Raw genomic sequence first — 12,494 nt, 5'->3', positions numbered from 1 at the left:
TCCCGAAGACAAGGTGACGACGTGGTCAGCATCGACGAGGTCGCCCGCGAGGCGGGCGTCTCGACGGCGACCGTCTCGCGCGCGCTGAGCGGCCGCGGGCACGTCTCGGCCGCCGCCAAGGCGAAGGTCGAGGCGGCGGCGAAGAGCCTCGGCTACGTCGTGTCGGCATCGGCGTCGAGTCTCGCCTCGGGGCGCACCCGCAACATCGGGGTGCTGGTGCCGTTCCTCGACCGCTGGTTCTTCTCGACGGTGCTGAGCGGCATCGCCTCGGCGCTGATGCGCCGGGGCTATGACATCACGCTGTACAGCCTGACCGCCGACCGCGGCGAGCGCCACGACATCTTCGACACGTTCCTGCGCCGCCAGCGCGTGGACGGCGTGATCGCCATCTCGCTCGAGCTCGGGCGGGAGGAGAGCGAACGGCTCGTCGAGCTGGACCTCCCGGTGATCGCGATCGGCGGGCCCAATCCGCTCCTCCCCACCTTGACCGTCGACGACGTGGCGGTCGCCCGGCTGGCCACCGAGCACCTGCTCGCACTCGGTCACCGCGAGATCGCGCACATCGGGGCGAGCCCCGAGTTCGACGTCGACTTCCACATCCCGACCCGCCGCCGCCAGGGGTTCGAGCAGGCGCTGGCGGATGCCGGCATCCCCGTGAGCCCCTCGCTCTACGAGCCGGCCGACTTCACCATCGAGGGCGGCTTCCGGGCGGCCAAGCAGCTGCTCGGCAAGCCGGGGCGGCGGCCGACGGCGATCTTCGCGGCATCCGATGAGATGGCGCTCGGCGCCATGCTCGCCGCCCGCGAACTCGGCTATCGCGTGCCCGAGGACCTCTCGGTCATCGGCATCGACGGCCACGAGCTGGGCGAGTTCTTCCGGCTCACCACGGTCGACCAGTTCCCGCTCGGGCAGGGCGAGCGGGCTGCCGAGGCGATCCTGCAGGCGCTGGAGTCGACGGATGCCGCGCCCCCCGCCCACCGGCCGGGCGAACTGCCCTTCGAGCTCATCGTGCGCGGCTCCACCACACGGCTCACCCAATAGCCCCGCGCCCCGACCTCGCCCGCCTCCCGCCCTGCCGATCACCTGTCGCGTCACGCCATGGGCCGCGACACAACGTGACAGGGGAGCGAAGATCGGCGGGCGGATAGGCTCGTCCGCATGGCCCTCGACCTCGAAGCGATCTACGTCGATCTGCACCGTCACCCGGAGCTGTCGTTCCAGGAGACCCGGACGGCGGGGGTGATCGCGCAGCGCCTGACCGAGCTCGGCATCGAGTTCGAGGAGGGGATCGGCAAGACCGGCATCGCGGCGGTCATCCGCAACCCTTCGACAGGCTCAGGGGCCGAGGGGCCCGTGGTGTGGCTGCGGGCCGACATGGACGCCCTCCCGGTGCCGGAGCAGACCGGGCTGGAGTACGCCAGCACGGCGCGCGGCACCGATCCCGCGGGCAACGACGTGCCCGTGATGCACGCCTGCGGTCACGACATGCATGTCACCGCCCTGATCGGCGCCCTCGAGCGCCTGGTGGCCACGAAGAGCGAGTGGTCGGGCACGATCGTGGCCGTGTTCCAGCCCGCCGAGGAATACGGCGCCGGCTCGCAGGCGATGATCGCGGACGGCGTGCTGGACCGCTTCCCGAAGCCCGACATCGTGCTCGGCCAGCATGTCACGCCGCTGCCGGCAGGCACGATCGGGGTGCGCAGCGGAACGCAGATGGCGGCATCCGACGGCCTCACCGTCACCCTGCTGGGTCGCGGCGGCCACGGCTCGCGCCCCCACTCGACCATCGACCCGGTCGTCATGGCGGCGGCCACCGTCATGCGCCTGCAGACGATCGTGTCGCGCGAGGTCGACCCTCGAGACGTCGCAGTCGTCACCGTCGGCTCGATCCACGCGGGTCTCAAGAACAACATCATCCCGGCCGAGGCGAAGCTCGAGCTCAGCCTCCGGTACCCCGACGACGAGGCCCGTGCCCGCGTGCTCGAGAAGGTCGAGCGCATCGTCCGCGCCGAGGCCCAGGCCTCCGGCGCCGAGGAGCCGCCGGTCATCATCACCGACCACACGCTGCCGCCGACGATCAACGACGTGCACGCGACGGCCCGCCTCGTGCTCGCCTTCGACTCGGCGTTCGGGGAGGGCACGGTCATCGACCCCGGCATGTTCACCGGCAGCGAGGACGTGTCGTGGTTCGCCCGCGAGGCCGGCGTGCCGCTGGTGTTCTGGTTCTGGGGCGGGGTCGACCCGGTCGCGTTCGCCGAGGCGACCGCCGCCGGCACCGTCGAGCGCGACATCCCGACCAACCACTCGCCGTTCTTCGCACCGGTGCTTCAGCCGACGCTCGGCCGCGGCGTCGACGCGCTCGTGGTCGCCGCACGCGAGTTCCTGGACGCCCCCGAGAGCTGAGCCGAACGGACGGATGCCGCGACCCGGCGACACCCCGCGTCACTGAGCGCTGGCCGACCCGGGGGGCGCGGCATCCGACTCCCCCCGCTCCCTCGCGTCGCCGAGGCGCTGGCCGGAGACGACGCCGGGAAGACCGCGCCCGCGGTCCGTCAGGAAGACCAGCGCGAGCGACACCGTCGCGAACACCGAGGCGACGTAGGCCCACGCCCCCGGCAGCGCCATGAGCACCAGGTAGCCGCCGATGCCGCCGATGAACCGGAGGAAGCGGGCGAGCGGGACGGGCAGCTCGCCACCGGCGAAGCGCAGCTGCGCGGTGTGGTCGCCGATCGTGCCCCCGGTGGCGAGCGTGACGACGAGCCACACCGCGATCGGCACGACCGAGCCGATGAGCGCCGCCGCAGTCCCGTCGCGCACGGCCGCGTCCGCCCCGAGCAGGTAGAGGAAAAGCTGCACGGCGACCATGACCGTGAGACCGAGCACCCACGCGGCGAGCGCGTCGCACAGCATGCCGAGCAGACGCCGGCCGCGCGTGACCGGCTGCGGCGGTTCGGCACCGGGCATACGCGGGGATCCGCGACGGCGGCGTGGCACGGCGAGGGCGAGCAGTGATCCGAGCACTGCCCCCAGGGTGTTCGCGAGCAGGTCGCCGACGTCGAAAGCCCGGTACGCGCACGGATAGAGACCCCACACGCCGGTGAGCTGGGTCACTTCGATGAAGCCCGAGAGCAGCAACCCGGCCACGAGCGCGGTGGTCACCCCGCGCCCGCCCAGCACGCGCAGCAAGAAGCCGAGCGGAACGAACAACAGCATGCTCAGCAGCAGCTGGAGGGCGGGGTCGGTCGCGGCGGCGCCTCCGCGTCGTCGCATGACGGCCGTGCGAACGTGGTCGGCGATCACGGTGACCTCCACGTTCGCGCTCGCGCACACGATCGTGCCGGGGTCGGGCAGCGGCAGCAGCGCACAGATCCAGATCGCCAGGAAGGAGCCGAAGGCCGCTCCCCACAGCATGAAGCGGCCGAGGCCGAATCCGCCCCGGCGACGGTAGCTGAGCGCGACGAAAGGCACGAACAGCAGCACCCCGACGACCACTCCCAGCGTGATCGCGAGCACGCCGAGGATGAGCTGCTCGTCCACGCTAAGAGTGTCCCAGAGGTGTCGCCGCGGCGTCCCCCGACGTACGCCCGCATGGATTCCGTGAGGATCGCAAAAGAGGGGAATACCGCCGGGTAGCGTTGCAGGCCGTGACGAACGAAAGCCGCGAGCAGTCGGTCGACGAGACACCGATCGCGAAGCGCCTGATCCTCGGTGATCCGCTCGCGTCGACCGACTCCGACGAGCACCTGCTCCCGAAGAAGATGGCGCTGCCGATCTTCGCGTCCGACGCGCTCTCGTCGGTCGCATACGCGCCGCAGGAGCTGCTGCTGATCCTGTTGACGGGCGGCCTGGCGTTCCTGGCCTTCGCCCCGTGGATCGCCGCCGCCGTCATCGTGCTGCTGATCGTCGTCGTGATCAGCTACCGCCAGCTCATCAAGGCCTACCCCTCGGGCGGCGGCGACTACGAGGTCGCTCGCAAGAACCTCGGCGAGATTCCGGGGGTCATCGTGGCGTCGGCACTGCTCGTCGACTACGTGCTCACGGTTGCCGTGTCGGTGGCCTCCGGCGTCGACAACATCATCTCGGCTCTTCCGGGTCTGAACCCGTGGCGCGTCGAGCTGGCGGTGGGCTTCGTCATCCTCATCGTCATCGTCAACCTCCGTGGCGTGCGCGAGGCATCCCGCGCGTTCGCCATCCCGACGTACGTCTTCATCGGCTCGGTCGGGGTCATGATCCTCGTCGGGCTGTTCCAGATCGTGACGGGCAACCCGCCGGTGGCCTCCAGCGCCGCGTACTCAGTGCAGACCGAGAACCTCACGCAGGCGGCCGTCATCCTCCTCGTGCTCCGTGCCTTCTCGAGCGGCTGCTCGGCACTGACGGGCGTCGAGGCCGTCTCGAACGGTGTCCAGGCGTTCCGCAAGCCCAAGGTGCGCAATGCACAGACGACGCTCGCGATGATGGGCGGCATCGCCATCCTGCTGTTCGCGGGACTCACCGCGATCGCCCTCGTGTCGGGCGTGCACTACGCCGAGAACCCCTGCGACCTCGTCGGCTTCGACTGCTCCAATCCCCAGCCGAGCCTGATGGCCCAGGTGTCGTCGGCCGTGTTCGGCATGAACTCGATCCCGTTCTTCGTCATCCAGGCGGCGACGGCAGTCGTGCTGCTGCTCGCCGCGAACACGGCATTCAACGGCTTCCCCCTCCTCGGATCGGTGCTCGCGCGCGACGGCTACGCGCCCAAGGCCCTCAACACCCGCGGTGATCGCCTGGTCTACTCCAACGGCATGATCATTCTGGGGCTCGTCGCCATCGGGGTGCTGGTGGTCTACCAGGCGAATCTCACGAACCTCATCCAGCTCTACATCATCGGGGTGTTCGTCTCGTTCACGATCGGCCAGATCGGCATGATCCGGCACTGGTCGCGCGGCATTCGCGCGATCCGGGGCCTGCCTGCCGGCGACCGGGGAAGCACCGCGGCCCGCACCGAGCTGTTCGGGCTGCGCAAGGGCCTCGTGATCAACTCGGTGGGCGCCACGATGACGGCATCCGTTCTCGTCATCGTGACCATCACGAAGTTCACGCACGGCGCGTGGCTCGTCTTCCTCGCCATCCCGATCCTGTCATTCCTCATGGTCGGCGTGCACCGCTACTACCGTGACGTCGAGCACGAGATCGCCATGGACGACCAGACGCACTTCGGCTCGACGGGCGATGTCGCGCTGATCCTGGTCAACCGCCTGCAGAAGCCCGTCGTCAAGGCGGTCGACTACGCCCTGGCCGCAAAGCACGACAAGACCTTCGCGGTGCACGTCTCGGTGACGAAAGAGGACGCCGCGGCGCTCGAGGCCGAATGGCGCGCGCACCGGATGCCGATTCCGCTGAAGATCATCGAGTCGCCCTATCGCATGTACGCCAGCCCCATCGCGGAGTTCGTGAAGAAGTACCGGGAGGAGCACGGATCGGCCGTCGTCACCGTCTACCTGCCGCAGTACATCGTCGGTCACTGGTGGGAGTCGCTGCTCCACAACCGCCGCGCCCGTCGCATCGCGCAGCAGCTGATGCTCGTGCACGGGGTCTCGATCACCCTCGTGCCGTGGCTGCTCGACTCGTCGGAGCTCATCTACGGTCGCCGATCCCATGCGCTGCCGGGCGACGACCGCGCCGGGCGGGGTTCGGCGCCGGAGGTGCACCGCGTGGGACGCCGGGCCGTTCGCCCGGCCGGGCCGCCCGAGCCGTCCGAGGCACCCGAGCGCGCCCCACTGCCGAAGCCCTGAATCCGTGCCCGAGCCCTGACACCGGCGCCGGGCGCGCGAACCCCCACCGACCACCCGGCGCCGGGTGGCAGCATCCCGCGTAGCCTGGAAGGGTGAGCACTTCCGCACCCTCGCCCTCCCAGGTCGCGCCCCTGGATGCCACCGCGCTGCGCGCGGACTTCCCGCTCCTCGACCGCCGCGTGAACGGCGAGCGCCTCGTCTATCTCGACTCCGGCGCGACGAGCCAGAAGCCCCAGACGGTCATCGATGCCGAGGTCGATTTCCTGACCCGCGCGAACTCCGCCGTGCACCGCGGCGCGCACACCCTCGCCGCCGAGGCCACCGAGCTGTTCGAGGACGCCCGCGCGACCGTGGCGGGCTTCGTCGGCGCGCAGCCCGAGCAGCTGGCGTGGACGAGCGGCGCGACCGCCGGCCTCAACCTCGTCGCCTACGCGATCGGCAACGCCTCCGCCGGGCGCGGCGCGCCCGCGAGCGCCCGCTTCGCACTGCGACCGGGCGACGAGATCGTCGTGACCGAGTCGGAGCATCACGCCAACCTCATCCCCTGGCAGGAGCTGGCCGCGCGCACCGGCGCGGTGCTGCGGCACATCCCGGTCCGCGACGACGGAACCCTGGACACGGATGCTGCCGCCGCCCTCATCGGCGAGCGCACGCGTGTCGTCGCCTTCACGCACGTCTCGAACGTGCTGGGCATCGTGAACCCTGTCGACGAGCTCGTCGGGCTGGCGAAGGCGGTGGGTGCGGTGACCGTGCTCGACGCCTGCCAGTCCGCACCTCACGTGCCGCTCGACCTCCCCGCCCTGGGCGTCGACCTCGCGGTCTTCTCGGGGCACAAGATGCTCGGCCCCTACGGCGTCGGAGGACTCTACGGCCGCGCCGACGTGCTCGGGGCGCTGCCGCCGTTCCTCACCGGCGGTTCGATGATCACCACGGTGACCCTGGACGAGGCGTCGTACCTGCCGCCGCCCCAGCGGTTCGAGGCGGGCACCCAGCCTGTGTCGCAGGCGATCGGCCTCGCCGCCGCGGTGCGCTACCTCGACGGCGTCGGCATGGCCGCGGTGCACGCGCACGAGAAGGCGCTCGAGAGCCGCATGGGCGAGGGCCTGCGGTCCATTCCCGGCGTGCGGCTGCTGGGCGATGCGACGGGTGCCGAGCGGGTGGGCCTGTGGTCGTTCGAGGTCGAGGGCGTGCACGCCCACGACGTCGGCCAGTTCCTCGACGCGCGCGGCGTCGCGGTGCGCGTCGGGCACCACTGCGCCCAGCCGTTGCACCGCCGGTTCGGCCTCACCGCCTCGGTGCGGGCCTCGACCCAGCTGTACAACACCGCCGGCGACGTCGACGTCTTCCTCGACGCGCTGTCGGGCGTGCGCACGTTCTTCGGAGCCGGCGCATGAGCGGCCTCGAGTCCCTGTACCAGGAGCTGATCCTCGACCACTCCAAGCGCCCGCACGGCAAGGGCCTCGGCGCCGAGGCGGCCGAGGGGCGGGTCGCGGAGTCGTTCCAGCGCAACCCGATCTGCGGCGACGAGATCACCCTGCGCGTGCGCCTCTCCGACGACGGGAGCGCGGTCGAGGAGGTCACGTGGGACGGCGCCGGCTGCTCCATCTCGCAGGCGTCGGCATCGATGCTCGCCGCGCTCGTCGAGGAGGAGGAGCGGATGCCGCGGGCCGAGGCATCCGTCCTCATCGACGGCTTCCGCGAAGCGCTGCGCTCGCGCGGCGAGATCCCGCTCGACGAAGAGGTCTTCGGAGACGCGGCGGCACTCTCGGGCGTCTCGAAGTTCACCGCGCGCGTCAAGTGCGCGATGCTCGCGTGGGTCGCGTTCGAGGACGCGATCGCCCGCGCCTGACCCCGGCCCGCCCGCGACGGCGCCAGCCCGCACGCCCACGACGCACGGATTCCGTGAGGACGGCGGCCGCGGCATCCGTCCCGGGTCGTAGGGTGACCACATGGAGCGCGGCAGGCAGCGAGAACCCGACGCGGGCGATCGGTTCCCGCTGCCGTCGACATCGGGCGGTGCCCTCAGCGCCCGCCGGCGAGCGCTCGGCTTCGCACTCGCCATCGTCGGCGGCCCGCTGCTGACGTGGCTCCTCGTCGCCATGCGCAGCGAGGAGACGATCACGAGCGACGTGCTCGCCTACCAGCTGCTGGTGGTGCTCGTGTCGCTCGTCGGCGGCATCTGGCCAGCGGTGTTCGCGGCGGTCATGTCGGCCTTCACCCTCAACTACTTCTTCGTGCAGCCGTACCAGACCATCAGCATCGCCAATCCCCGCAACCTGTGGGCGCTCGTGCTGTACGTGCTGATCGCCGTGCTGGTGAGCTTCGTCGTCGACCGCGCCGCGCGAGCCACCCGTGCGGCGCAGCGGTCGGAGGCCGAGGCCGACCTCCTCGCCAACGTCGCCGGAAGCGTGCTGGGCGGGGAGTCCGCGGTGCCGGCGCTGATCAGCCGCACGCGCGAGTCGCTGGGCCTCACGGGTGCGCGTCTCGTGGACGCCGACGGCTCGGTGCTCGCGACCGACGGCGAACCGGTGCCCGACGGGAGCTTCGAGACCGTCACGGTCGGCAGGCGCAACGGCGGGCCGCCGGCGATGCTCGAACTGCACGGGCACGTGCTGGATGCGTCCGAACGGCGCCTCCTCCGGGCGATCGCGGCGCAGCTGTCGGCCGCCCTCGAGCACACCGACCTGTCGGCCACCGCCCGCAAGGCGAGCGTGCTCGCCGAGACCGACCAGGTGCGCAGTGCGCTGCTCTCGGCGGTGAGCCATGACCTCCGGCGCCCGCTCGCCGCCGCGGTCGCGGCCGTCGGCGGGCTTCGCGCGGCGGGCGCGAGCCTCTCACCCGCCGACCGTGAGGAGCTCGTCGCCACGGCGGACGAGTCGCTCGCCGCGCTGTCGGCCCTCGTGACCGACCTGCTCGACGTCAGTCGCATCGAGGCCGGCGTGCTCGCGGTCTCGCTGCAGTCCGTCGACAGCGCGGAGGTCGTGCTGACCGCTGTGGAGGAGCTGGGTGCCGAGCCGGAGCGGCTCGAGCTCGCGCTCGATCCCCGGCTCCCGCCGCTGTTGGCCGACCCGGTGCTGCTGCAGCGCGTGCTCGTGAACGTGCTCGCGAACGCGGTGCGCCACTCGCCCCCTGCCTCCCGTGTGCGCCTGTCGACGAGCCGGATCGGCGGCACGGCCGAGATCCGCGTGATCGATCACGGTGCCGGTGTGCCGGCCGATCGCCTCGGCGACATGTTCTCGCCGTTCCAGCGGCTCGGCGACACCGACAACAGCGCCGGCCTCGGGCTCGGTCTCGCGCTGTCGAAGGGGTTCACGGAAGGGATGGGCGGTACGCTCGCCCCCGAGCCGACCCCCGGAGGAGGACTGACGATGGTGATCGCGCTGCCGGTCGACGACGCTGCCGCAACCGCGCGGGGCGGGGCGGGGTCGCGGTGAAGGTGCTCGTCGCCGACGACGATCCTCAGCTCGTCCGCGCACTGCGCATCACCCTCGCCGCGCACGGGTACCACGTCGTCGCGGCGCCCGACGGCGTGGCCGCTGTGACGCTCGCCGCCAAGGAGCATCCCGACATCGTGATGGTGGACCTCGGGATGCCGCGCCTCGACGGTGTCCAGGTCATCGAGGCGCTGCGCGGCTGGACGAGGGCACCGATCATCGTGGTGTCGGGGCGCACCGGCGCGAGCGACAAGGTGGAGGCGCTGGACGCCGGCGCCGACGACTACGTCACGAAGCCGTTCCAGATCGACGAGCTGCTCGCGCGGCTTCGAGCCCTGTCACGGCGTGCGGGCGCAGCATCCGGATCCCCGGTCGTCACCTTCGGCGACGTCGTGGTCGACCTCTCGACCAAGACCGTGACGCGCGCAGGCGACCGCGTGCACCTCACCCCGACGGAGTGGCGGATCCTCGAGTTCCTGGCGCGCAACGCGGGGGCGCTCGTGACCCGTCAGTCGCTCCTCAAAGACATCTGGGGCACCGAGCAGATCGCCGACACCGGCTACCTGCGGCTGTACATCTCGCAGCTGCGCAAGAAGCTCGAGCCCGATCCCGGCCGCCCCGCGCACCTGCTGACCGAGTCCGGCATGGGATACCGCCTTCTCGCCGACACCGCCGCCTGACCCGCGGCCTCCCGGGCCGGGATCAGCCGAGGCCCTGGCGCTCCTCGGCCAGGGAGGCGGCGTCGCCCGCCACGGGCTTCGACGACAGGCCCACCGAGCCCGCGCGCGAGTCCTTCGAGAGCGCCGCCGCGACGGCGACCGACTCGTCGGCGTCGGGGTACTGCGGGCGGAGCTGCACCGCGTGCTGCTCCCGCCTCTCACGCTTGGCCTTGCGGGCGGCGGAGGCCAGGTTGAGGGCCTCGACGAAGATCGCGAACGCCATCGGCCCGTAGATGAAGGCCTTGTCGATCTTGATCTCGAAGCCCTCCGCGACGAGGAAGACGCCGATGAGCAGCAGGAACGACAGCGCCAGCATCTTCACCGTGGGGTGCCTGTTGACGAACGCGAAGATGAAGCGCGACGCGAAGAGCATGATGCCGAACGACAGCACGACGACGGTGATGATGACCAGCAGGTTCTCGGTCATGCCGACGGCGGTGATCACCGAGTCGAGCGAGAAGACCAGGTCCAGCAGCAGGATCTGCAGCAGGACCGAGCCGAAGGTGACGGTCTTGCGGCCGACGCCGCCGTGCTCCTCCTCGGCTCCCTCGAGCTTGTGGTGGATCTCCGTCACGGCCTTGTAGACGAGGAAGAGACCACCCGCGATGAGGATGAGGTCCTTCCACGAGAAGCCCATCTCCCCGATGAAGAACACGTCGTTCTTGAGCGTGATGATCCATCCGGCGAAGAGCACGAGGATCACGCGCATCACCATCGCGAGCGTCAGACCGAGGTTGCGGGCCCTGGCCTGCTGCTCCTTCGGAAGCTTGGACGCGAGGATCGAGATGAAGATGACATTGTCGACGCCGAGGACGATCTCGAGCACGAACAGCGTGATGAAGACGGCGATGAGGTCGGGGGTGAATTCGAGGGAGAAGTCCACCTTCGTCATCGTAGAGGCCACTCGCCGCCCAGTTTGCGGGGTTGACGCGGGCGGATCCTCTCGATCGCATGCAGAACTCCACGGATCCGCACCGTCCGGCCCCCGCCGGGGGCGGGATGGCGGGCGCGAGCGCGAGATCCGTGGAGTTCTGCCGGGCGCACGCGTCAGACGCCGGCGAGCACGCCTTCCAGGCGGCCGTAGCTTGCTTCCATGCCGTCGGTCATGCCGGTGGCGAGCACGATGTCGCGGGTCTGCTTGTCGGGGTACTCGATGAGGAGCGTGATCAGGGTCGCTCCGTCCTCTTCCTCGAGGTTCAGGTCGTTGAGCGTCGACGGGAAGTCCGTGCCCGTCATGTGCTCGGTCGTGACCGCCCGGCGCGGCGCCTCCGAGAGAAGGGTCTCGCCGTCGAACCCGAAGCGCTCGCCCTCGGTGCCCTCCAGGGGCTCCCACTCGTAGCGGTAGCGACCGCCGACCGAGCCGTCGACCTCGCACACCGACATCCGCCAGCCGTCGGGTCCGAGCAGCCACTGCTGCATGAGCTCGGGCTCCTGGTGCGCGCGCCACACCAGGTCGACGGGCCCGTCGATGAGACGCGTGATGCGCACGTGGGTGTCATCGAGGATCTCGGTCTGCGTGCCCTTGCCGCCGGCGTACTCCCGCAGGCCGGCCAGCACCCGGTCGAGCTGGTTGATGGCCAGCGTCGAGCCCTCGACCGCACCCATCGCGACGACCTTCTCGAGCGCCTCGGCGGAATCGAAGTGCGTGGTGTTCACGAGGCGGGAGCCGGTGGGCGTCGATTCGAAGGTGAACACCATGCGCGACGTCGGCATCTCGGCGAGGATCTCGCCCTGGGCGTTCGCAAACGAGTCGAGCGCCGTGAACGAGCGCGGGCCCTCGATCTCGAGGAACTCCCACACCCCGTGGAACTCCTCGCCCTTCGGGCTGGTCATGTGATACCGCGCCCGACCGCCGGCGGCGAGGTCGAACTCGGTGAACGTGGCGGGGTATCCGGGCGGGCCCCAGAAGCGCTCCAGCTGCCGCGGGTCGGTGAAGGCCCCCCACAGGCGCTCGACCGGGGCGGCGAAGTCCGCGGTCAGCGTCAGGGTGAGCGCCTCGGGGTCGGTGGTGACGTCGGTGACGGGCATCGTCATTCTCCTTCGTTCCTGCGTTCGTTCTTCGGTTCTTCGGTGGTGGGGGTGCCGGGGCTGCCGGCGGGCTCGGCGAGCAGTGCGTCGAGCCGGTCGATGCGGGCGCGCCACATGTCCTCGTAGCGTGCGAGGAGCGCGCGGGCGCGGGCGATCATCTCGGGGTCCGCCCGGACGAGGCGCTCGCGGCCCTCGGCCCGCTTGACGATGAGGCCGGCGGCCTCGAGCACGGTGACGTGCTTCTGCACGGCCGCGAACGACATGTCGTACTCGCGGGCGAGCGTCGATACGGAGTACTCGCCCGCGAGCGTCCGACGCAGGATGTCGCGCCGGGTCGCCGCTGCCAGTGCATGGAACACGCGGTCGATCTCGTCATCGCTGAGCTCAATTCCTACAACCATTTGGTTGTAGGTTACGCCGGGGTGCGGCATCCGTCAACTGTTTTCGTCAGCGGCGTAGCAGGTGCCCGTTCCCGCGTCAAGGCGTTAGGAGTGTGCCGGGCGGGGGCGAGCAGGATGAGACGGTCGCCGGGGCTGCCGCAG

10 protein-coding genes and 1 pseudogene are annotated in these 12,494 nt (G+C 70.7%); 7 read left to right on the top strand and 4 right to left on the bottom strand.

The window, feature by feature from the left end; genetic code table 11:
• Positions 1-21 precede the first annotated feature (21 nt).
• On the top strand, positions 22-1,041 hold the full coding sequence (locus ACN9MP_RS00435; RefSeq protein WP_426322945.1) for a LacI family DNA-binding transcriptional regulator: 1,020 nt from the start codon (positions 22-24) through the stop codon (positions 1,039-1,041).
• Positions 1,042-1,158: 117 nt separating this feature from the next.
• Complete coding sequence (locus ACN9MP_RS00430; protein ID WP_426322943.1) at positions 1,159-2,403, top strand: amidohydrolase; 1,245 nt, start codon at positions 1,159-1,161, stop codon at positions 2,401-2,403.
• A gap of 39 nt (positions 2,404-2,442) precedes the next feature.
• Here the strand turns inward: ACN9MP_RS00430 and ACN9MP_RS00425 are convergent, their stop codons facing one another.
• Positions 2,443-3,537, bottom strand: coding sequence for a VanZ family protein (locus tag ACN9MP_RS00425; RefSeq protein WP_426322941.1), 1,095 nt, complete (start codon positions 3,535-3,537; stop codon positions 2,443-2,445).
• A 221-nt stretch (positions 3,538-3,758) separates the two neighbouring features.
• On the opposite strand from ACN9MP_RS00425, the gene ACN9MP_RS00420 reads away from it, so the two are divergent.
• The 5 genes and pseudogenes from ACN9MP_RS00420 (at position 3,759) to ACN9MP_RS00400 (ending at position 9,885) form a co-directional block, all read left to right on the top strand.
• Positions 3,759-5,771 (top strand): APC family permease, encoded by a 2,013-nt coding sequence (locus ACN9MP_RS00420; RefSeq protein ID WP_426326138.1) that lies wholly within the window; start codon positions 3,759-3,761, stop codon positions 5,769-5,771.
• A gap of 92 nt (positions 5,772-5,863) precedes the next feature.
• Entirely contained in the window at positions 5,864-7,165 is a 1,302-nt protein-coding gene (locus ACN9MP_RS00415) for a SufS family cysteine desulfurase (RefSeq protein WP_426322939.1), read from the top strand.
• Complete coding sequence (gene sufU / locus ACN9MP_RS00410; RefSeq protein ID WP_426322937.1) at positions 7,162-7,620, top strand: Fe-S cluster assembly sulfur transfer protein SufU; 459 nt, start codon at positions 7,162-7,164, stop codon at positions 7,618-7,620. Before ACN9MP_RS00415 ends, sufU begins: the two co-directional genes overlap by 4 nt.
• A gap of 130 nt (positions 7,621-7,750) precedes the next feature.
• Positions 7,751-9,205, top strand: a pseudogene (locus tag ACN9MP_RS00405) (sensor histidine kinase); the annotation flags it as partial.
• The gene (locus ACN9MP_RS00400; protein ID WP_426322935.1) at positions 9,202-9,885 is read left to right on the top strand and encodes a response regulator; all 684 of its coding nucleotides are present in this window, start codon (positions 9,202-9,204) and stop codon (positions 9,883-9,885) included. The pseudogene ACN9MP_RS00405 and the gene ACN9MP_RS00400, both read left to right, overlap by 4 nt.
• A 22-nt stretch (positions 9,886-9,907) precedes the next feature.
• Here the strand turns inward: ACN9MP_RS00400 and ACN9MP_RS00395 are convergent, their stop codons facing one another.
• The 3 genes from ACN9MP_RS00395 to ACN9MP_RS00385 form a co-directional block, all read right to left on the bottom strand.
• Positions 9,908-10,816, bottom strand: a complete 909-nt coding sequence (locus tag ACN9MP_RS00395; protein ID WP_426322933.1) for a TerC family protein — start codon at positions 10,814-10,816, stop codon at positions 9,908-9,910.
• A gap of 155 nt (positions 10,817-10,971) precedes the next feature.
• A complete protein-coding gene (locus tag ACN9MP_RS00390; RefSeq protein WP_426322931.1) occupies positions 10,972-11,952 on the bottom strand; it encodes an SRPBCC family protein in 981 nt (326 codons plus the stop codon).
• A gap of 2 nt (positions 11,953-11,954) precedes the next feature.
• The gene (locus ACN9MP_RS00385) at positions 11,955-12,353 is read right to left on the bottom strand and encodes an ArsR/SmtB family transcription factor (RefSeq protein ID WP_426322929.1); all 399 of its coding nucleotides are present in this window, start codon (positions 12,351-12,353) and stop codon (positions 11,955-11,957) included.
• Between the last annotated feature and the right edge of the window lie 141 nt (positions 12,354-12,494).

The sequence above is a fragment of the Microbacterium sp. E-13 genome, from assembly GCF_049912955.1.
Lineage (GTDB): Bacteria > Actinomycetota > Actinomycetes > Actinomycetales > Microbacteriaceae > Microbacterium.
Note: the sequence above shows the minus strand (reverse complement) of the source record. Positions and strands in the feature narration are given on the sequence as shown.